This window comes from Mesorhizobium sp. M0217, assembly GCF_040321955.1.
Taxonomy (GTDB): Bacteria; Pseudomonadota; Alphaproteobacteria; order Rhizobiales; family Rhizobiaceae; genus Mesorhizobium.
Genome location: NZ_JAMYSN010000029.1, coordinates 1 through 19,614 on the forward strand (window position 1 = coordinate 1; position 19,614 = coordinate 19,614).

Here is a 19,614-nt window from a genome sequence, read left to right on the forward strand (position 1 = left end):
TCTCTCGCCAAACCATCGCCGGTCCTCCCGGCGAAGGAGAAAACTGTCACCCATGCTATCGGTCCATTCTGTTACCTATCTATCCGGTTCGGACATGCCGGACATCTCCCCCACAACAAGGGGGGAGATTGGCCATCTACCACTGCGGAGCAGTGCACAAGAATTGCGGAAAAGCGAACATTTCCCGGGGTCGGCCCGCTTTATCATCGCCTGCTCAGGCAGCGGCGCCTCGGCGATCGCCAACCACCCCAGCGGAGGCGGACCGTCGGGGCGCCCAACAAAAGAGGGAACGACGATGAAATTCATGCTGACCGACCGCAATTTGCACCCGCAGGCGAAGCCCGTTGCCGATGGTTTCAGGAAGGGCGGCGTCAACCGGCGCGAATATCTCGCCATCATGGCCGGCTTTGGCGTCAGTGCCGCCGGCGCGCTGGCGCTGGGCGGCCTTTCCCCTTCGCCTGCCCGGGCCGAAGAGCCGAAACGCGGCGGCACCTTGCGCGTCGCCATGAACGTCAAGGGTTTCAAGGATCCGCGCACCTTCGACGGTGTCGAGATGTCCAATGTGGCGCGCCATTGCAACGAATATCTGGTGCGCTGGAACCGCGACTTCACCTTCGAGCCGTGGCTGCTCGAAAGCTGGGAAACCAGCGACGACGCCAGGACGCTGACGCTGCATGTGCGCAAGGGCATCGCCTGGTCGAATGGCGACACCTTCAACGCCGACGACGTCATCCACAATCTCACCCGCTGGTGCGATGCTTCCGTCGCCGGCAACTCGGTCGCCGCGCGCATGGGTGCGCTGATCAATGCCGACACCAAGAAACCGGTCGACGGCGGCATCGAGAAGGTCGACGACTTCACCGTAAAGCTCAATCTGCCGAAACCCGACATTTCGCTGATCGCCGGCATGGCCGACTATCCCGCGCTGATCATGCACCGCTCCTATGAGGGCGGCGACGGCCCGATGAAGGCGCTGGCGATCACCACCGGCCCTTGCGAACTGGTCAGCTGGAATGCCGAGACCAGTGCTGAGGTGAAGCGCAAGGACAAGCCCTGGTGGAAGGGCGACTTCTACCTCGAGGGCATCAAATGGGTCGACTACGGCTCCGATCCCAATGCGATGCTGTCGGCCTTCGAATCCGGCGAGATCGACACCGACCACGAGACCGCCTCCGACGCCGTGTCGCAGACCGAGCAGATGGGCTTGCTGAATTCCGAGATCGCCACCGGATCGACCATCGTTGCCCGTTTCAATGTCGGCAACGCGCCCTATGACGACGTCAAGGTGCGCCGCGCCGCCCAGCTTGCCGTCGACAATTCCGCCGTGCTGGCGCTGGGCCTCGGCGGTCGCGGCAAGCCCGCCGACAACCACCATGTCGGTCCGATGCATCCTGAGTTTGCCGATATCGGTCCGGCCAAGCGAGATATGGATCAGGCGAAGAAACTGCTCGCCGAGGCCGGCAAGGCCGACCACGAATTCGAGCTCATCTCGGTCGACGTCGAATGGCAAAAAAGCACCGGCGATGCGATTGCCGCGCAAATGCGCGAAGCCGGCCTGAAGATCAAGCGCACCGTGCTGCCGGCCGCCACCTTCTGGAACGACTGGAGCAAATACCCCTTCTCCACCACCGAATGGCTCGGCCGCCCGCTCGGCGTCCAGGTGCTGGCGCTCGCCTACAAATCGGGCGCCGCCTGGAACGAAAGCGCTTACGCCAACAAAGAGTTCGACGAACTCCTCGACAAGGCGCTGGCAGCGCCCGACGCCGCCCAGCGCAAGGAGATCATGGCCAAGATCGAGCAGAACCTGCGCGATTCCGGCATCATCATCCAGCCCTACTGGCGCTCGGTCTACCGCACCTACCGCAAGGGCGTGCAAGGTTGCGAACAGCACCAGTCGCTGGAGCAGCATTTTGAGAAGGTGTGGCTGGAGGGGTGATCCTTCGGGGACGCCGCATACCGGCTGGCACCTGAGCGGTATGTCGCTCAGGTAGATACCTGCAGCGCACTCCGAGCATTTACGACGGTGTCTGTCTTGACGCAGCGACCGTGGATCGGTCTGGTGTGTCGACGAGGCGCCGCTGTGCTCGCGTCATTCCGGAGAATACACATGCGCGCCCGTTGGGCTTTCATTCTTGCACCCATTATTCCGGCGATCCTGCCCGGCTACAATTGGCATGCGAACCACCCAGAGACGGGGCCGTTGTCGGGCTTCATCTTCGTAACCCTTGTTTTCTATGTTGTGGAGGCGGTGGTAGGAATTCCGGCCTTCTATGTCCTGACCCGACGGCGCTGGCAGTTTTTTTGGGTATACGTCGTCGTTGGCTTTCTGGCAGTTTTTGTTCCAGCGTTTGTCTTCGGCCTCAGTAAGTGGAGTCCTCCATTGGGAATCGGCGGAGTTCTCTATGCATGCTCCTTCATAGGGATACTCGGTGGCGCTACAGGGCTGATCTTCTGGTTTTTGGTGCGCCCAGACAAGGACCGTGTCGAACAGATTGCTTCGCACTTTACCTAGGTCAGCACCCCAAGATTGAGTTCAAGGCCTGATACACTTTGGCCGCGATATTTTGCACGAGAACGCATGGACCACTTCGACCTCGGCACCTATCGCCGTCCAATCTCCACCGCCTCGGCCGAGACGCAGCGCTGGTTCGATATCGGGCTGAACTGGTGCTACGGCTTCAACCATGAGGAAGGCATAAAGTGCTTCGAGAAGGCGCTGGAGACAGATCCTGATTGCGCCTTCGTGCATTGGGGCATCGCCTATGCCGCCGGGCCTTTTTACAACCTCACCTGGAACGAGCACGGCAAGGACGAGGCAGACCGTGCGGCCAAACGCTGCTTCGACCATGTCCAGCTCGCGCGGGATGTGGCGATCACCTCGTCGTGCCTGTGTCGGACGAGCGCGGAGGCGGGGCCAAGCTGTTGTCACTGAAATCCCGCCGCCCGACCAGCCGAGTCGGCTTCGCCTTCTAAGAGAAAATCTCCGCCAGTTCATCTACGCTGGTACCTTCCCTAACCTGGCGCAGTTCAAGATAGGCGACCGCAATGGCCACCGATGCCACCGTGGACACGACCGTCACGATAAGGACGCTTCCGAAAGCGCCGAAAATCAGGGCGACCGTCGAGAGGCCGCTGAAGAAAGCGAAAATCAGGCCGATCAGCAGGGCAAACATCATCTGGAAGGCAAGCGCCGCCAAAAACAGGATCAGCAAGACACCGAACATCGGCCAGCGGCTGCCCTTGGTCAGAGCACGGCTGCGCGACATCGCGCCAAACACGCCAAGCCGCTCCTGCATCAGCACCGGCACGGAAACCGATATGCCGAGTAGCCACCTGATGCCGGCAACGAGCAACACCACGAAGGCAATGATCGCTCCGAAGATCGGCACCAACATTCCGGCGATGCCCATCACGATGAGGCCAAGGATCATGGCCAAAAAGACAATCAGCCCCACCCCCAACGTCGGCAATATGCTGCGCAAGGCTATCTGGATGCAGTCGCCGATCACCGGGCGCTTGCCGTTCAGGTCCTCTATCGTCGCTTGCACCAGCGAGGACTGGAACAACAGCGCGCAAACGAAATAGATCAGGCTTGAAACGAGCGATAAGAACGAGCTGCTCATAATGACCCACTTCGCGCCGAGTGGAGGTGTGGCGATGTAGCCGTTGGGGCCGGCATTCCAGTGGTTCGACAGATTGAGCGCAACTGCTGGGAGGACCAGGAAAAGCGCCGCCAAAGCAATCATCAGACCGGGATTGCGTTCGATCACGGCGAAGGTGTTGTTGAAAACCCTGCCGATCTGGAACTTCTCAAGCCGCGCCGCCGCCGTCGATGCCACGATTACCCCTTCCGGCCCGAGCTAGATCCCGGCCAATCGCGCCAACATGACTGGCTGTTCTCGGGCCAAAATCTTCGTTACGAGAATATCTGCGCCAGTTCGTCGACGCTGGTGCCTTCCTTGACCTGGCGCAGCTCGACATAGGTGACGGCAATCGCCACCGAAATCACCGCCGAAACGATTGTCGACAGCAGGCTGCTTCCGATGGCGGCGGCAATGAGTCCGGTCGTGCTGATCCCGCCGCTCGCAATAGCAGCCTGAAACAGCAAGGTGAAAACCACTTGTAGCCCTATCGCAACAATGCCGAGGACCAGAAACAGCGCGAATATCCGCCAGCGGCTTCCCTTCGTCAGCGCCCTGCTTCGCGAAATCGAGGCGAAGACGCCAGGCCTTTCCTGAACTGCGACGGGCACAGCCACCGATATGCTGATCAGCCACATGGCTATGGGGATGAGCGACAGAAGTGCAATCACACCGCCGACGATGGGGATGGCCATGGTGATGACCGTTAATATCATCGCCACCAGAAACATTGCCACGATGATCACAATACCAATTCCGAGCGTGGGGAGGAAGCTGCGCAAGGCTATCTGAATGCAATCGCCAATCGACGGGCGCTTGCCGTTCAAATCTTCGATTGTCGCTCGTACCAGCGCCGCCTGCGCCAGAAAGGCCAAGATCAGGAGCACCAGGCCGGCAATCATCGAAACGGCACCATAGCCCGCCATCGCCGATTGCTCGAAGCTCGCCCCAGGTACTGCTATCTTTGCAATCTGTCTAAAGCTCCAGATGTTGTACAGCAGCGCAGGCAGCGTCGAAAAAAGGCCGACGATGGCGGCAAGTGGGACGAAGCTTCGTCCGATTACCGAAAACGTATTGCTGAAAGCCCTGCCGATGCTGAACCGTTCCGGCCGCTCGCTCGCGATTGACGTCATGTTACATTCCCCCCGACTAATGGATACCCGAAATCAGAAAGTATAAATCACCGATATTGATACTTGCGGTTGCCGCCGCTTGCAATTGCCTTGGCGTATTGCCAGTGTCGGCCCGCGAACCGCAGGTTGCATGGGGGCGAAAAGGTGACTGCTGCACAGCCGGACGCTGCGCAAGCCGAATGGCTGGCCAAACTGCACAAGCAGTTGCTGTCAGACGATTCGATCCAGTTCGACCTGCCGGCCTACAGACCACCCGAGACACCCGAGTGGCTGAGACCGCTGGGCGAGTTCCTGAAATCGCTCGGCCCGTACATGATCTACCTGTTCTGGGGCGCGGTGATCACAGGTGCCGCGATCATTCTGCTGCTGATTGTCCTTGAAGTGAAAGGCGTCGCCTGGCGCCTGCCCTGGTGGCGCAAAAAGAGCGTGACCGAGGCGGAAGCGATATGGCACCCCGACGTTGGCGCCGCGCAGATCCTGTTGTCGGAAGCCGATGCGCTGGCCGCCCGGGGCGAGTATGACGAGGCGGTGCATCTCCTGCTGCGCCGCAGCGTTGCCGACATTGCCGGCCGCCTGCCCGACTTCCTGCGCCCGTCGCTGACCGCGCGCGATATCGCGGGAGCGGCGTCGCTGCCAACGCGGGCGCGTGGCGCCTTTACCCAGATCGCGCGCATCGTCGAGGCGGCGTTGTTCGCGCGCCGGCCGGTCGGGCCCGAGGGCTGGCAGGAGGCGCGCAGCGCCTATGAGCGATTCGTCTTCAGGGATGCCTGGACGTGAGTGACGCGACAGCCGACATCGCCCAGCAGGAGCCGTTCAGCCGCAGGACGCTGTTCTGGGGCATTTTCGCCAGCCTGCTCGCGGCCGCAGGCTTCTTCCTGTTGTCCACCTATGCGCCCGACTTTCGCCAGCCGAGCGTCGGTGGCGCAACCCCGCTGTCGAAGAGCGGCATCGGCTATGCCGGCTTGGCGGAATGGCTGGAGCTGACCGGCGAAGCGCCCGACATGGCGCGGTCCGACAGCGATCTTCAGATCGACACGAACCTCCTGATCGTCACCATTTCGCCCGACAGCGACCCGGATGCGCTTGCCAACATCATCAAGCTTCGCAAGGGCCTGGATACGCTGTTCGTTCTGCCCAAATGGGCGACCTTGCCGCTGGCCTTGCACGAAGGCTGGGAGATGAAGATCCAGCGACTGCCGGATGTGGTGGTCAACGACTGGCTCGGCCGCATCGCCAAGGCCAAGCTCGGCGAAGGCGAAAGCACGGCCAAGCAACTCGACGTCTCAGGGCAAATGGTCAGCGTTCCCGACCAGTTGCAATGGGTGGCCGACGAACACCCGCTGATTGCCGCCGGCAACGGCAAGGCCGTGCTGACCGAGGTCGAAGACGAGCGGTTCTACATTCTGACGGACCCCGATCTCATCAACAACGCTGGCTTGAAAGATCCCGACAAGGCGGCGGCGGCGCTCAAGCTGATCGAGCTCCTGCAGCCCGAAGAGGGTGCCGTCATGTTCGACCTGACGCTGCATGGCGTCGGGCGAAAATACGATCTCGCCAAGCTTCTGGTCGAACCGCCTTTCCTGGCGCTGACGCTGACCATCCTGGCGGCGGCGGCACTTGCCTTCCTGCATGGTCTTGGCCGGTTCGGGCCGCCACGGGCCGATCAGCGCGCCATCGCCTTCGGCAAGCGCGCGCTGGTCGACACCACGGCGATGCTGTTGCGCCGCGCCGGCCGGCTGGAGGAACTGGGCGACCGCTATGGAGCACTGGCGCGCGTGCGCGCCGGCGCGCTGCTCGGCGCGCCGCACGGTTTGCAGGGCGAAGCGCTCGACCGCTGGCTCGATTCCCGCGATAAGGGCGAAACCGGCGGGTTCACGACCCGCCTGCAAGCGGCGAACGCGGCAAAGACCCTGACACAAATGCATGATGCAGCCGAAAAGCTGCACGACTGGACGGCAAGGAGGCTCGGTGAACGTCGATGATGTGAAGGCCCTGGCGACACAGATCAGGGAAGAGGTGGCCAAGGCCATCACCGGGCAACACGATACGGTCGATCTGATGCTGATGGCATTGTTCGCCGGCGGGCATATATTGCTCGAAGGACCGCCGGGCACGGCCAAGACGATGACGGCGCGCTGCTTTGCCCAGGCGCTGGGGGTCGCCTATGGCCGTATCCAGTTCACGCCCGACCTGATGCCCGGCGATATCGTCGGTTCCAACATCTACAATTTCCAGACCGGGCAATTCACGCTGACGCGCGGCCCGATCTTCTGCGACCTTTTGCTCGCCGACGAAATCAACCGCACGCCGCCCAAGACCCAGGCCGCCCTTTTGGAGGCGATGCAGGAACATGCCGTCACCTTCGACGGCACCACCCATGCGCTCGGCCAGAATTTCATGGTGGTGGCGACGCAGAACCCGATCGAGCATCAGGGCGTCTATCCCCTGCCCGAGGCCCAGCTCGACCGTTTCCTGTTCAAGCACCGGGTGAGCTACCCCGGCGCGCAAGAGGAAAAGGCGATCATCATCCATCATGGCGGCGGCACCGCCTCGCACGATATCAAGCAATACGGCATCACCGCCCAGGCCGACCGCAAGACGCTGGAAAAGGCGTTGGCGACCGTCGGCGAGGTCACGCTTGTCGACGACGTCGTGGACTATATCGCAAGGCTGGTGCGGGCCACGCGCGCCAGCCCCGATCTGGAGGTCGGCGCCAGCCCGCGCGCGGGCGCCATGCTGGCGAGAGCTGCACGGGCTCGGGCAGCGCTCGACGGGCGTGCCTATGTCATCCCCGACGACGTCAAGGCGCTTGCCGTGCCGGCGCTGCGCCATCGCGTTATCCTGTCGCCGGCGGCGCAGATCGACGGCCGCCTGGTCGAACAGATCGTGACCGACCTTGTAGACCAGACGGAAGCGCCACGTTGATTTATCCGAGCGGCCGGGCAGTCTGGGCAGGTGCGGCCGGTGCAATACCGGCCTTCCTGATCGCGCTCGCGCTGCCGTCGCTGTGGTATCTCGGCCTGTTGTGGATCTGCGCGCTGCTTGCTTTCCTGGCCGTGGACGCGGCCGCCGGGCGCGGACGGGCTTCTCTGAACGCCAGCATCCATGCCCCGCCGCAAGTCAGCGTCGGCGGCCAGTTCACCGTCAATGTCACCGCCAGGCTCAGCGGACGGTCGCGCGCGGTGCAGGCGCGTCTTGGCCATGACGAGCGGCTGGAACCGCTGGGCGGCACCGGCGGCGCATCGACCGCCGAGGCCGGCAGCGCATCGCTCGATCTCAAATTTCAGGCGCTGCGGCGCGGCATCGCCAGGTTCGATCGCCTGTGGGTGCGCTGGCGCGGGCCGTTCGGGCTGGTCTGGAACCAGGTGGTGCTGCCGATGGACAGCAAGGTGGCGGTGCTGCCCGACGTCAGCAGCGCCCGCGACGAGGCGATCACGCTTTTGCAGCGACAGGCGCTGCCCGACGGCCATGCGCAGCGCCGAGCCGGCCAGGGCCGCGAATTCGAGGCGCTCAAGGATTACCAGCCCGGCATGGGCCGGCGCATGATCGACTGGAAGCGCAGCGCCCGCCACGGCAGGCTTCTGGCGCGCGAATTCCGCATCGAGGAGAACAACAACATCGTGCTGGCCATCGATAGCGGCCGCTTGATGTGCGAGCCCGTCGACGGCGTGCCGAAGGTCGACCGCGCCGTCACCGCCGCTTTGCTGTCGGCGTTCATTGCGCTGAAGGGCGGCGACATGGTCAGCCTGTTCGGCTTCGACGCGCGACCGCGCGTTTCCAGCGGCGCCGTGCGCGGCTCGGCCAGCTTCGCCATGATCCAGAAGCGGGCGGCGGAGATCGACTATTCTACCGAAGAGACCAATTTCACCCTGGCGCTGACGACGCTGGCGGCGCGGCTCGACCGGCGCTCGCTGGTGATCATCTTCACCGATTTTGTCGATCCGATCAGCGCCGAACTGATGCTGCGCACCGTAGGCCGGCTCACCGAACGGCATCTGGTGCTGTTCATGATGATGAAGGATGTCGAGCTGGAGACACTGGCCGACATGCCGCCGGACACGCCGGAGGATGTGGCGCGCTCCGTCGTCGCCGGCGGGCTGCTGCGCGAAAGGCAGGTCGTCATCGGCAGGCTCAGGCTGCTCGGCGCGCACGTCATCGAAGCCGACTACCAGAGGCTCGGACCGGCGCTGGTCGAGCGCTATCTCGAACTCAAGCGAGAGGATCTGTTGTGAACGCGCTGGTCGGCAAGGATGCCGTGCGCCAGTCGCTGGCGAGCTTCCGTTCGGAGCGCGAGGCCGACTGGAAGGCGTTCGAGGCGCTGCTCGCCCGGGTCGAGAAACGCGCGCCGCGCACGCTCTCGGAAGACGAGTTGCTGTCGCTGCCGCTGCTCTACCGCTCGGCGCTGTCCTCGCTCTCGGTGGCGCGGGCGACGTCGCTCGACAATGCGCTGGTCAGCTATCTCGAAGCGCTGTGCCTGCGCGGCTACTTCTACCTCTATGGCGCGCGTCGCGGCTTGCGGCAGCGCATCGGCGATTTCTTTCTGCATGACTGGCCGCATGCCATTCGCGATTTGTGGCGCGAGACCTTGCTGTCGGTCGTCCTGACCTTTGTCGGCGCCGGCGCCGGCTACTGGCTGGTGGCCAAAGACAAGGGCTGGTTCGACGCCATCATTCCGCCGAGCCTGGCCGGCGGGCGCAACCCGGATGCCTCGGTCGAAGTCCTGCGACAGGTGCTTTATGACGGCGCCGACAGCAATTTCCTGTCGGGCTTCGCCGCCTATCTGTTCACGCACAATGTCCAGGTGGCGATCCTTGCCTTCGCGCTCGGCTTTGCTTTCGCGGTGCCGAGCGTGCTCCTGATCCTGATGAATGGCTGCCTGCTTGGCGCGATGTTCCAGATCTACATCGCCAAGGGGCTCGGGCTGGAGCTGGGCGGCTGGCTGTCCATCCACGGCACCACCGAGATGTTCGCGATCGCCTTGGCGGGCGCCGCCGGCATGCGCATCGGCACGCGCATCGCCTTCCCCGGCGAACTGACGCGGATGACGGCTGCTGCCTATGCCGGGCGCGTGGCCGCCACCACCATGGTCGGGGTGACGATCATGCTTTTGTTTGCCGGCCTGCTCGAAGGCATCGGCAGGCAGGTGATCACCAGCGACGTGACACGCTATGCCATTGGCGGCGTCATGCTGACGCTGTGGCTTTGCTATTTCTATGTGTTCAGGGTGGTGCGGCATGGCAACCGCTAGGCGTGCTGCCGTCTCGACAATACGGCCGCTGATCACGCCGGAAGGGGTCGATCTCCGGATCAAGCTCGTCGATGCCGGCACTCGCGCCGCCGCCTTCCTGCTCGACTTTGTCATCATCATCGTCACGGCGATCGTGATCTCGATCGTTGCACTGTTCGGGCTGGCCGGCCTCAAAGGCGAAGGCGCGCAGCCGCTGTTCATCGTCTGGATCATCCTGATCTTCTTCCTGCGCAACGCCTACTTCATCGTCTTCGAAGCCGGCCGCCGCGCCGCCACACCCGGCAAACGGATGCTCGGCATCCGGGTGGCATCGCGCAGCGGCGCCGGCCTGTCAGTCGATCAGGTCATTGCCCGCAACCTGATGCGCGAGATCGAGATCTTCCTGCCGCTGTCGATCATCCTCGGCCGCAGCGAGATGGGGCTCGCCGACACGTTGTCGACGATCTTCGGGCTGGTCTGGACGCTGCTGTTTGCGCTCTTCCCGCTGTTCAACCGCGACCGTATGCGGATCGGCGATCTGCTTGCCGGAACCTGGGTGGTCGAGGCGCCGAAACTGGCGCTGGTCGAAGACCTGTCGCAACGCCAGGACACCACCACCCGCGCCTTCCGCTTCACCCAGGCGCAGCTCGATGCCTATGGCATCGCCGAACTGCACAAGCTGGAAGAGGTGCTGCGCCGCGACGACTATTTCGCACTGAAAGCCGTGGCCGAAACGATCGGGCGCAAGATCGGCATGATGGTCGAGCCGGTCGATTCCAGGGCCTTCCTGACCGCCTATTATGGCGAGTTGCGGGCTCAACTCGAACGCAAGCTTTTGCTGGGCAACCGCAAGGCGGATAAGTATCAGCGGTGAGCTGTGCCTCAGATGGGAGTCGATACATGAGACATTGCTTCCTGAACATAGTTAATAAAAGTGTGTTTGCAATTCCGATGGCTACCACCCGCGACGGCTGGGAGAAGTTCGCAGGTCCCGTCATTTTGATTGGCGAGCTACCTTCGGTCTCCGACAAAGAGATCGGTCTAGCAACACTCAACGCGCTTGGTGCTTATGCCAGCGATGTGCCCGACGACATCGTACACACGGTTCTTCTTGACAGCTCGGCTTCGCGGTTCGGCTTCAAGTCGTACAACTCCCTCCTTCGGAAATCCCGTCAGATGTCGGTCGACCAGGGAAGGGACGACAAATTCACACTTACCCCCTATGCCAAAGTCAACAGAGAGAGTGCCGTGCCGCTGGACACGATCTTGTCTTCAACAGATACGCCAGAGGATCTCGGGCGTGCTGTTCGAGAGTGCATTGCGCTTTGTCGTTAACAGCGTCGAGTAATCGGTCACCATGAACACCTCTCCATCCGAGCTCGAACTCCAGGAAATGGAGGCGCGCGTGCTGCCGCAGCTCAGCCCGGCCCATGGAAATCATGGGTCGAGGGTCGGGATTTGCTGAGCAGATCGAATTTCATTCAAACCGACGAAGGCGCGGATCGCGGCGATGATATCGAAATGGCCAGCGCCACGGCCGAAGACCAGGATTTCATGGCTGCGGCGCGGCAGGACATGCCTCGCCTGATCGCCGAAGTGCGCAGGCTGGGCGCACTTCTCAATCAAACGAAGTAAAAGCGGCGAGGCCGCCTACCCCACCCAATTTTCATAGTCGGACACCAGCAGGTGCACCGGCGCAACGTCCTCGTGGATGTTGGAGAAGCGGCCGATCGGTTCGCGGAAGACGTTGTCGGTAAGGTCGTCATTGACGGTCGAGACCTCGCCGATCAGCACATCCTTGCCCTCGGCCCAGAAGGCGTGCCAGACGCCGGGCAGCAGCGTCACGCTCTGGCCCGGGTCGAGTTTCAGGAGCCCGCCTGCCGGCAGCCTGTGGATGGTGCCGTCGACCGGCACCGTCACTTCGGCCTTCGGATCGATGCCGCCGTCGCGATCGTGCATGAACAGTTCCAGCACGAGCTTACCGCCGCCGCGGTTGATGATGTCCTCGGCCTTGATGTTGTGGCGGTGCATCGGCGACAGCTGATCCTTGCGCGAGATCATGATCTTCTCGGCATAAAGCATGCCCATGCCCTTCTTCATGTCGGCATAGACGCCGTTGCGAACGGTGAACAGGAACAGGCCGAGTTCGTCGAATTTTTCCTGGCCGTAATCGGTGATGTCCCAACCGAGCCGCGAGGTGAAAATGGCGGCGGAGTCGGCCTTGCGCGCCTTCATCTCTTCCGGGCTCCAGTAGGCGAAGGGCGGCATGATGTAGCCGAACGAGCGGATGAAGGCGTCTGCATCGCGGATGATGTCGTTGACGGTGGAGCGTTTCATGATCGTGATCCCTTCGCGTCGCGTTCCCTGGAGTTATCTGAAGCGCATAGCCGAACAGCGCTGCGGTGTCGACGCAAACTGCGTGCTGGCCCCATGACATCCGTGCGGATCGGGGCCATAAGTCAGCCAGATTTCCCAAGGTGATATTTCATGCAAGGCATAGACGACCTCGACACGCCGGCGATCCTCATCGACGCGGCCCGCGCCGAAGCCAACATCGCACGAGCGCAGGCGCATGCCGACCGCCACGGGCTGAAACTCAGGCCGCACATCAAGACGCACAAGCTGCCTTATTGGGCGAAGAAGCAGATGGCGGCCGGCGCGGTCGGCATCACCTGCCAGAAAATCGGCGAGGCGGAAGTGATGGCCGATGCCGGGCTCTCCGACATCTTTCTGCCCTACAACATCCTTGGCCGCGCCAAGCTGGAGCGCCTCAAGGCGCTGCATGGTCGTGTGACGCTGTCGGTGACGGCCGACAGCCGCGAAACGCTGGAGGGGCTCGCCGCTACTTTCATCGATGCCGGGCGGCCCCTGCCCGTGCTGGTCGAATGCGACACCGGCATGGGCCGCTGCGGTGTGCAGAGCGCCGCCGAGGCGTTGGCCTTGGCGAAAATGATCGACCAGGCCAAGGGGCTCACCTTCGGCGGACTGATGACCTACCCCGCGGCAGGCCGCGCCGCCGAGGCTGAATCGTGGCTGGCCGGCGCCAAACAAACGCTCGCGGCCTCGGGCCTCGCCTGTGAACGCATCTCCAGCGGCGGCACGCCTGACATGTGGCGCTCGGGCGAGGACAGCGTGGTGACCGAATACCGCCCCGGCACCTACATCTACCTCGACCGCTACCAGGTCGCCAAAGGCGTCGGCACGCTCGACGATTGTGCGCTGACGGTGCTCGCCACCGTGGTCAGCCATCCGACGCCGGCCCGCGCCATCCTGGACAGCGGCAGCAAGGCGCTGTCCAGCGACACGCTGGGGCTCGCCGATTTTGGCGAGCTGCTCGGCATGCCCGGCGCCCGCGTCACCAGCTTGAGCGAGGAACATGGCACGGTCACGCTTGGAAATGGTGCGAAGCTTCGCATTGGCGAGCGCGTGCGCGTGGTGCCTGATCATTGCTGCGTCGTGACCAACCTGTTCGACCAGGTGCATCTGATCGATGGTGACAAGGTGCTGGAAACGCTGAAGGTGGAAGCGCGTGGGCGGATGGGGTGAGGCTTTTCGTTTTGGAGGCTCGCCCTATTTCGACATTGACGAATTGTAATTTATAACTTACTAGTCCCCATGGCAATCCTGAAGCAGACAGCCACCTTTCGGAGGTGGCACCAAAAGCTGAAAGACGGAAGAGCCAAGGCGGCAATTGCCGTTCGGCTGCAACGTTTGATTGTAGGAAATCCCGGCGACTAGTGGGTGAAGGCATCAGTGAATTGCGCATTCACTATGGGCCCGGCTATCGCGTTTATTTTCACAAGCGCGGTGAAACGGTCATCCTGCTCCTGTGCGGCGGGGATAAAAGTTCACAAGAAACCGACATACGGACAGCAAAGCGCCTGGCCGTAGAATGGAGTGACGACAATGGTTGAAAAAATCTATGATTTCGATCCCGCCGAAATGCTCGATTCCGATACGGCAATCGAGGCGTTTCTGGCAGAGGCAATGGAAACCGGAGACGCCAAATTCGTCGCGTCCGCCCTCGGTGTCGTTGCCCGCGCCAAGGGGATGAGCAACATTGCCAGAAAGACCGGCTTGGCTCGCGAGCATCTTTATACCTCGCTCAGCGAAAACGGTAATCCTACGCTGGAAACCACACTGGCGGTCATGAAAGCATTCGGCTTTCATTTGGCCCCAAAGCACGATGCAACTCAGGTCTAATCTACGCCAGCGCGCGTCGAGCGCGAGGTTGTTCGGGCCAACTGAAATCAGGACGGATAAACCGGACCCAGCGCCGCCTTCAGCGGATCCAGCGCGTCGCCATACAGCTTCCAGCGCTCGACCGAGGATGAATAGATCGGCTGGCGCACCTGCCAGCGGCTCGGCGTCCGCACGGTGCGCTCGGTCTCGTTGAAACGCAGGCAGGCATCGTCCCACTCGACGCCGAGGAATCCGATCAATCCACGGGCGCGATTTTCGAAATCGGCGACCGTTTCTTCGTAGGGCATGTCGTGGATATTCAGCGGGATGACCTTGGTCCAATGGCGCATCAGGCGGTCATACTCCCGGTAATACTGCCCAAGCTTGGTAAGATCGGCATTATAGCCGTGCGCCTCGGAAAAATTATGCATGAAACAGGACGCGCAATTGTCCATCGGGTCACGCCGGCAATGGATGATGCGGGCATTCGGCAAGATCAGGCTGATGAAGGCCAGCAGCTCGAAATTATGCGGCATCTTGTCGACGACAAGCCGCGCCGTGTTGTTGCGCTTTTTGAGATCGTCGAGATATTTCGATCCAAGCTCCTTGGCCTTGGCCGCAGTGAGCGCCGCCATGGCCTTGGTGAAAATGGCTGGGTCGAGCTTGTCGAACCCAAGTTCGCCGGCAAGTGAACGAATGGTCGACAACTCGCCGGCGCCATGGATATCGCGATGACTGGCGCATATCTGCTCGGTCAGCGTCGTTCCCGACCGTGGCATGCCGACGATGAAGACCGGGCGTCTGGATGGATTTCCCAAATTGGCTCGCGCCTCGAAGAAGCCGGCGTCGAAAGTGTCGATGAAGCTGTCGTAAAGCTGGGTGTGCCGGTCGATGTCGAAATCATTGCCGGAAATCGCCTTGGCCCTCGCGAAATGGCGGATGGCCGGGCTATACTCGCGCTGATCATTGAGCATCTTGCCGGCGGCGTGGTGCAGCACTACCCGCTCGCGATCGGTGGTTGTCGGCAATTCCAGGCGTTTCAGCACCAAAGGCAACGCCGGATCGTCCTTGACCGCCCGGCGCGCAAGCGCCATTCCAGCCAGCGCCTCGACATGGCCCGGGTCGATGGCAAGGGCCTTGCTGAAGCATTCGACCGCCTCGGCCGGCCGGCCAATGTCGGTGAGCAAATCGCCCATACCGGCAAGTGCCATCACCGACTGGCCGTCGATAGCCAGCGCCTGGCGATAGAACCCTTCGGCAATGTCGCCCTCGAGCTGGCTGCGGTAGGAGCGGCCGAGATTGCACAGCGCTTCGATGAGCCCTCCATCGAGCTCGATCGCCTTTCTCAGATGTCTGCGCGCCTTGTCGATGTTGCCGGTTACATTGTAGGCGTTGCCGAGATTGTTGCGGAAGATGGCGTTGTCCGGTTCGAGCTTGACCGCCCTTTCCATATAGGCAATGGCGGCGTCATGATGCTCGGCCTCGATGGCCAGCGTGCCCATCAGGTTCAGCGCCATGGCATTTTTGGGCTGCGTGCGAAGCACCGTCTGGTAGCAGAACTCGGCCTCGCGAAAACGCTTGCGCCGTTGCAGGTCGATGCCGCGCTGCAATGTCTTTTCCGCCGGTTCACCGGCGGACGGCAGCGAAGCTGGGATCATTGCCGGCAGGCCCAGGGGTTGCCGGCGTGGCAAGAGCGGCATCCGTCAAATCCCGGTCGCGGCCTGCGACGAACCAATCAGAACTTCAGGGTAACGCCAAGCTGGAGATTGTGGGAGTACAATTTGGCGTTCTCGTATGTGCCGCCGCCATCATTGTCGTCTAGATCCACGCTTGTCACGGCCTTAAAGCGGTAACCGAAATCGAGGTCGACATTCTGCGTTACCGCGTAGGTAACACCGGCGCCCACTTGGCCGGCGAAACCCCAGCCGCCAGGCCCGTATCCAAAGGCGTGGCCATCAAAGTGAGTATCGGCGGTAACATAGGCCGCGCCGACACCGCCGCCGACATAGAGTTTGGCATCACCAAAATGCGCAACATCGGCCCAGACGTTGGCGAGAAGATAGGTGGCCGACAGATTGCCGGAAGCCGGATAGTTGCCGACGCCCGTGTAGCTGTATTCGCTTGCCTTGTAGCGCGCGTAGGACAGTTCGCCTTCGACACGAAACACATCGTTGATGCGCCGACCGACAGCGCCGCCGATTACGAACCCGGTATCAAGATCGACTGAATAGCCAGTACCATTGTAGTCCGTTTTCACATGGTTCGGGAAACTGGCGCCGCCGAAGAGCGTGACGTACCAGAGATCCTCTGCCCTCGGAACGTCGACGATCGCGTCGGCGGCGTACGCCGAACTCCAGCCAAGCACCAATGCCGTTGTCGACACACCAGCCAGTAGAAGCAGTTTCATCGTCGATTCCCTCGTAGCCTTCCAGCTACTTGCTCGCCTGCGGTTGGAGCTGTCAATAAGCAGACGCAGTCAGGGCACTCTTTCAGCAATCCTCGTTGCTATACAGCAACATAGCAGCATATTCTAATTTAGACGGAGACAGGCAAAGGCTGCTGTTCGGTTGTCATTCGAGTGGCCGGAAAAGAGAACCGCCTAGTCGCGTTGCTCTGCCTGCCGCGCCGCGATGCGCCGCATGGCGATCACTCGCCGACGGCGGATCTCGGTGCGCATCGCCGTCAAATGCAGCGCGAAGAACAGCACGGTGAAGCCGAGCGCCATCACCAGCAGCGGCCATAGCAGGCTGGGATCGATCGTCGGTCCGCCGAGCCGGAACACCGAGGCCGGCTGGTGCAGCGTGTTCCACCAGTCGACCGAGAATTTGATGATCGGGATGTTGATGAAGCCGACGAGCGTGATGATGGCGGCGGCCCAGGCGGCACGGCTGGCGTCGTCGAGCGCACGCGTCAGCGCGATGATGCCGAGATACATAAGAAAGAGGATGAAGACCGAGGTCAGACGCGCGTCCCAGACCCACCAGGTGCCCCACATCGGCTTGCCCCAGATGGAGCCGGTGACCAGCGCAAGCGCGGTGAAGGTGGCGCCGATCGGGGCTGCCGATTTCAGGGCGACATCGGCCAAGGGATGGCGCCAGACCAGCGTACCGAGCGCGGCGACCGCCATCACCGTGTAGCACATCATGGCGAGCCAGGCGAAAGGCACGTGGATATACATGATGCGCACCGTGATGCCTTGCTGGAAATCCTCAGGCGCGGCAAAGCTCATATAGAGACCGATGGCGAGCAGGATCGCGGCGATCGACGCCAGCCACGGCACCAGCCTGTCGGCCAGCCCGACAAAGCGCGTCGGGTTGGCGAGGTCGGTCCAGCCGGCGAGGCGTGAGGAGGTGTCGCTCATAAGGTCTAGATAGACCGGCGGCGCGTTCGGGGCAATCGAGCGGTTGTCGCAGTGCTTACCCTCCCCCTTGTGGGGAGGGTCGCTGCAAAGCAGCGGGGTGGGGTGGCGGGCACTACCCCACCCGGACCTTCGGTCCGACCTCCCCACAAGGGGGAGGTAAAAAAGCTTACGCAGCTTCGATAGTCACCGTGCGGCTGAGACGGCGGACTTCCTCGTCGTTGAGCAGGCCGCCGGCGCGCAGCAGGCTGGCGAAACGGCCATTGCGCAGCGACAGTTCGGCGAAGCCGCCCATCTCGACCACCTTGCCCTTGTCCATGAACACGACCAGGTCGGCGTCGCGGACGGTGGTCAGGCGGTGGGCGATGATGAAGGTGGTGCGGTTGCGCCTCAGTTCGTCGATGGCTTCCTTGACGCGGTCCTCGGTCTCGACATCGAGCGCGCTCGTTGCCTCGTCGAGCACCAGGATCGGTGCGTCCTTGAGCACGGCGCGGGCAATGGCGATGCGCTGACGCTCGCCGCCTGAAAGCTGGCCGCCGCGCTCGCCAACGACGGTGTCATAGCCGGCGCTCTTGGCAAGGATGAAATCCTGCGCGGCAGCCGCATTGGCGGCGGCGTGAACCTCGTCATAAGTCGCCTCGGCACGACCGACGCGGATGTTGTCCTCGATCGAGCGGTTGAGCAGGCCGGCATCCTGGAAGACGGTGGCGATCGAATGACGCAGCGACTTGCGGGTCACCGTGCGGGTGTCGATGCCGTCGATCAGGATACGGCCATGAGACGGCGAGAAGACGCGCTGCAAGAGGTTGATCAGCGTCGTCTTGCCGGCGCCGGTCGGGCCGACGATGGCAACCGTCTGCCCGGCCTGGACTTCGAAGGAGACGTCGTCGACGCCCTGCCTCGAATTGGCAAACTCGAAGCCGACATTCTCGAAGCGGACGTGGCCGGTGACGTTGGTGAGGTCGCGCAAGCCGTCCGGCTCGGCGGAGTCGGCGGCCGAATCCTCGAGGTGATAGAAGTCCTCGAGCTTGGCGCGGGCTTCCGAAATCTGGTTGGCGAAAGCCGACATCTGGTCGAGGCGGGCAATCAGCAGCGTGGCAAAGCCGGTGAAGGCGATGACGTCGCCGATCTTGAGCTGGCCATGGGTGACCAGATAGGCGCCGATCAAAAGCACAACCATCATCGATATGGTCGACGACAGGCGGTGCAACGCATTGGCCATCGCCCACCAGTCGAGCACCGGGTTCTGCGCGTCGAGCAGGTTCTTGACATAGCGGCGCAGCGTATCGGCCTCGTGGCCGAGACGGTTGTAGCTCTGCAGCACGGCGACATTGCTGACCGAGTCGGTCACATGCGCGAAGACCTGATGGTAGTGACGCTCGACCGCGGCCTGGCCCGCCTTGGTGCGCTTCATCACAAGTCGGCCGATGCCGACATAGAGAACGCCCAGCGCCATTAGCACCAGCGACATGCGAAGATCCATGCTTATCGCGGTCGGAATCAGCAGAGCCAGCGCAACCGCCGTCGACAGATGCTGGCGCATGAATTCAAGCCACAGGCTGAACAGCGTCTCGACGGCGCGCAGCAGCGTGTGCAGCGCGTTGGAGGTGCCGCGCTGGTGGTGCCAGGCGAGCGGCATGGTGATCACGCGCTCGAACGACTGGCACAGCACCTCGCTGCGCCGCTTGTGGGCAAAACGGTCGGCGCCGCGCGCCACCAGCACGAAGGCGACGATGTTAAAGGCGCCGAGACCGGCCCACAGCGCCAGCGTCGATAACACCGAACCCTTATCGGAGATGGCGTCGATTACCCGGCCGAACATGATCGGCTCGAGGATGGCGATAATGGCGAGCGCGACATTCGCACCGCAGATAAACGCAACGCGCTTCCTGTCGGCTGCGAGATAACCCAGCGCTCTCCAGTAGATTTGCAGAAGTGACACTTCAGCTACTCCGCCCAAAACATTATTGTGCACCGCACCATTTCTTGACACGTACCGGTTAACGGGTCGCAAAACAATGCCCGTCTACCTCTTCCGTTCCCATTCTGCGAACAAAAGATGACGACGTTGCG

General features: G+C 62.3%; 19 protein-coding genes and 1 pseudogene. 13 read left to right on the top strand and 7 right to left on the bottom strand.

Annotated features, from left to right (window positions below; genetic code table 11):
- Positions 1 to 295 precede the first annotated feature (295 nt).
- The 3 genes from NKJ18_RS28295 (at position 296) to NKJ18_RS28305 (ending at position 2,932) form a co-directional block, all read left to right on the top strand.
- On the top strand, positions 296 to 1,936 hold the full coding sequence (locus NKJ18_RS28295) for an ABC transporter substrate-binding protein (RefSeq protein WP_352760915.1): 1,641 nt from the start codon (positions 296 to 298) through the stop codon (positions 1,934 to 1,936).
- Between the two features lie 171 nt (positions 1,937 to 2,107).
- Positions 2,108 to 2,512 carry a hypothetical protein gene (locus NKJ18_RS28300; RefSeq protein ID WP_352760917.1) on the top strand — a complete coding sequence of 135 codons (405 nt, stop codon included), beginning with the start codon at positions 2,108 to 2,110 and terminating at the stop codon, positions 2,510 to 2,512.
- Positions 2,513 to 2,578: 66 nt separating this feature from the next.
- Complete coding sequence (locus tag NKJ18_RS28305; protein ID WP_023821145.1) at positions 2,579 to 2,932, top strand: tetratricopeptide repeat protein; 354 nt, start codon at positions 2,579 to 2,581, stop codon at positions 2,930 to 2,932.
- 37 nt (positions 2,933 to 2,969) lie between these two features.
- Here NKJ18_RS28305 and NKJ18_RS28310 read toward each other — a convergent pair whose 3' ends face one another.
- Both NKJ18_RS28310 and NKJ18_RS28315 read right to left on the bottom strand, forming a co-directional pair.
- Complete coding sequence (locus NKJ18_RS28310; RefSeq protein ID WP_352760920.1) at positions 2,970 to 3,839, bottom strand: hypothetical protein; 870 nt, start codon at positions 3,837 to 3,839, stop codon at positions 2,970 to 2,972.
- A 77-nt stretch (positions 3,840 to 3,916) separates the two neighbouring features.
- Positions 3,917 to 4,774, bottom strand: a complete 858-nt coding sequence (locus NKJ18_RS28315; RefSeq protein ID WP_352760922.1) for a hypothetical protein — start codon at positions 4,772 to 4,774, stop codon at positions 3,917 to 3,919.
- 144 nt (positions 4,775 to 4,918) lie between these two features.
- Here NKJ18_RS28315 and NKJ18_RS28320 point away from each other — a divergent pair, with 144 nt between their 5' ends.
- From NKJ18_RS28320 to NKJ18_RS28350, 7 genes are read left to right on the top strand one after another with little or no spacing between them, the layout of a single operon-like run.
- Positions 4,919 to 5,551: a DUF4129 domain-containing protein gene (locus NKJ18_RS28320; RefSeq protein WP_023682900.1), complete on the top strand. Its 633-nt coding sequence runs from the start codon at positions 4,919 to 4,921 to the stop codon at positions 5,549 to 5,551.
- Positions 5,548 to 6,756 (top strand): DUF4350 domain-containing protein, encoded by a 1,209-nt coding sequence (locus NKJ18_RS28325; protein WP_352760925.1) that lies wholly within the window; start codon positions 5,548 to 5,550, stop codon positions 6,754 to 6,756. The genes NKJ18_RS28320 and NKJ18_RS28325 overlap by 4 nt, the downstream gene beginning before the upstream one ends.
- The gene (locus NKJ18_RS28330; protein WP_352760928.1) at positions 6,743 to 7,699 is read left to right on the top strand and encodes an AAA family ATPase; all 957 of its coding nucleotides are present in this window, start codon (positions 6,743 to 6,745) and stop codon (positions 7,697 to 7,699) included. The genes NKJ18_RS28325 and NKJ18_RS28330 overlap by 14 nt, the downstream gene beginning before the upstream one ends.
- On the top strand, positions 7,696 to 9,006 hold the full coding sequence (locus NKJ18_RS28335; RefSeq protein WP_352760930.1) for a DUF58 domain-containing protein: 1,311 nt from the start codon (positions 7,696 to 7,698) through the stop codon (positions 9,004 to 9,006). The genes NKJ18_RS28330 and NKJ18_RS28335 overlap by 4 nt, the downstream gene beginning before the upstream one ends.
- Positions 9,003 to 10,022, top strand: a complete 1,020-nt coding sequence (locus NKJ18_RS28340; protein ID WP_023730516.1) for a stage II sporulation protein M — start codon at positions 9,003 to 9,005, stop codon at positions 10,020 to 10,022. The genes NKJ18_RS28335 and NKJ18_RS28340 overlap by 4 nt, the downstream gene beginning before the upstream one ends.
- On the top strand, positions 10,009 to 10,875 hold the full coding sequence (locus NKJ18_RS28345; protein ID WP_352760933.1) for an RDD family protein: 867 nt from the start codon (positions 10,009 to 10,011) through the stop codon (positions 10,873 to 10,875). Before NKJ18_RS28340 ends, NKJ18_RS28345 begins: the two co-directional genes overlap by 14 nt.
- A 26-nt stretch (positions 10,876 to 10,901) precedes the next feature.
- Positions 10,902 to 11,336 (top strand): hypothetical protein, encoded by a 435-nt coding sequence (locus NKJ18_RS28350; protein ID WP_155929737.1) that lies wholly within the window; start codon positions 10,902 to 10,904, stop codon positions 11,334 to 11,336.
- A gap of 315 nt (positions 11,337 to 11,651) precedes the next feature.
- Here NKJ18_RS28350 and NKJ18_RS28355 read toward each other — a convergent pair whose 3' ends face one another.
- Positions 11,652 to 12,338: a D-lyxose/D-mannose family sugar isomerase gene (locus tag NKJ18_RS28355; RefSeq protein ID WP_352760935.1), complete on the bottom strand. Its 687-nt coding sequence runs from the start codon at positions 12,336 to 12,338 to the stop codon at positions 11,652 to 11,654.
- Between the two features lie 150 nt (positions 12,339 to 12,488).
- Here NKJ18_RS28355 and NKJ18_RS28360 point away from each other — a divergent pair, with 150 nt between their 5' ends.
- From NKJ18_RS28360 to NKJ18_RS28370, 3 genes and pseudogenes are all read left to right on the top strand, one after another.
- Complete coding sequence (locus NKJ18_RS28360; protein WP_023750475.1) at positions 12,489 to 13,547, top strand: D-TA family PLP-dependent enzyme; 1,059 nt, start codon at positions 12,489 to 12,491, stop codon at positions 13,545 to 13,547.
- A gap of 69 nt (positions 13,548 to 13,616) precedes the next feature.
- Positions 13,617 to 13,915, top strand: a pseudogene (locus tag NKJ18_RS28365) (type II toxin-antitoxin system RelE/ParE family toxin).
- Positions 13,908 to 14,204, top strand: coding sequence for an addiction module antidote protein (locus tag NKJ18_RS28370; RefSeq protein ID WP_023672893.1), 297 nt, complete (start codon positions 13,908 to 13,910; stop codon positions 14,202 to 14,204). Before NKJ18_RS28365 ends, NKJ18_RS28370 begins: the two are co-directional and overlap by 8 nt.
- A gap of 47 nt (positions 14,205 to 14,251) precedes the next feature.
- On the opposite strand, the gene NKJ18_RS28375 is transcribed toward NKJ18_RS28370, so the two are convergent.
- From NKJ18_RS28375 to NKJ18_RS28390, 4 genes are all read right to left on the bottom strand, one after another.
- Positions 14,252 to 15,883 (bottom strand): tetratricopeptide repeat-containing sulfotransferase family protein, encoded by a 1,632-nt coding sequence (locus NKJ18_RS28375; RefSeq protein ID WP_352760937.1) that lies wholly within the window; start codon positions 15,881 to 15,883, stop codon positions 14,252 to 14,254.
- Positions 15,884 to 15,918: 35 nt separating this feature from the next.
- On the bottom strand, positions 15,919 to 16,590 hold the full coding sequence (locus NKJ18_RS28380) for an outer membrane protein (RefSeq protein ID WP_023816258.1): 672 nt from the start codon (positions 16,588 to 16,590) through the stop codon (positions 15,919 to 15,921).
- 192 nt (positions 16,591 to 16,782) lie between these two features.
- The gene (locus tag NKJ18_RS28385; protein ID WP_023715243.1) at positions 16,783 to 17,544 is read right to left on the bottom strand and encodes a heme ABC transporter permease; all 762 of its coding nucleotides are present in this window, start codon (positions 17,542 to 17,544) and stop codon (positions 16,783 to 16,785) included.
- 166 nt (positions 17,545 to 17,710) lie between these two features.
- The gene (locus tag NKJ18_RS28390) at positions 17,711 to 19,483 is read right to left on the bottom strand and encodes a glucan ABC transporter ATP-binding protein/ permease (RefSeq protein ID WP_352760940.1); all 1,773 of its coding nucleotides are present in this window, start codon (positions 19,481 to 19,483) and stop codon (positions 17,711 to 17,713) included.
- Between the last annotated feature and the right edge of the window lie 131 nt (positions 19,484 to 19,614).

What these genes read in the sequence shown, in the direction of transcription:
- NKJ18_RS28295 (WP_352760915.1), top strand. Translation starts at nt 296, where the DNA reads ATGAAATTCATGCTGACCGACCGCAATTTGCACCCGCAGGCGAAGCCC.
- NKJ18_RS28300 (WP_352760917.1), top strand. Translation starts at nt 2,108, where the DNA reads ATGCGCGCCCGTTGGGCTTTCATTCTTGCACCCATTATTCCGGCGATC.
- NKJ18_RS28305 (WP_023821145.1), top strand. Translation starts at nt 2,579, where the DNA reads ATGGACCACTTCGACCTCGGCACCTATCGCCGTCCAATCTCCACCGCC.
- NKJ18_RS28315 (WP_352760922.1), bottom strand. Translation starts at nt 4,774, where the DNA reads ATGACGTCAATCGCGAGCGAGCGGCCGGAACGGTTCAGCATCGGCAGG.
- NKJ18_RS28345 (WP_352760933.1), top strand. Translation starts at nt 10,009, where the DNA reads ATGGCAACCGCTAGGCGTGCTGCCGTCTCGACAATACGGCCGCTGATC.
- NKJ18_RS28350 (WP_155929737.1), top strand. Translation starts at nt 10,902, where the DNA reads ATGAGACATTGCTTCCTGAACATAGTTAATAAAAGTGTGTTTGCAATT.
- NKJ18_RS28355 (WP_352760935.1), bottom strand. Translation starts at nt 12,338, where the DNA reads ATGAAACGCTCCACCGTCAACGACATCATCCGCGATGCAGACGCCTTC.
- NKJ18_RS28360 (WP_023750475.1), top strand. Translation starts at nt 12,489, where the DNA reads ATGCAAGGCATAGACGACCTCGACACGCCGGCGATCCTCATCGACGCG.
- NKJ18_RS28370 (WP_023672893.1), top strand. Translation starts at nt 13,908, where the DNA reads ATGGTTGAAAAAATCTATGATTTCGATCCCGCCGAAATGCTCGATTCC.
- NKJ18_RS28375 (WP_352760937.1), bottom strand. Translation starts at nt 15,883, where the DNA reads ATGCCGCTCTTGCCACGCCGGCAACCCCTGGGCCTGCCGGCAATGATC.
- NKJ18_RS28380 (WP_023816258.1), bottom strand. Translation starts at nt 16,590, where the DNA reads ATGAAACTGCTTCTACTGGCTGGTGTGTCGACAACGGCATTGGTGCTT.
- NKJ18_RS28385 (WP_023715243.1), bottom strand. Translation starts at nt 17,544, where the DNA reads ATGAGCGACACCTCCTCACGCCTCGCCGGCTGGACCGACCTCGCCAAC.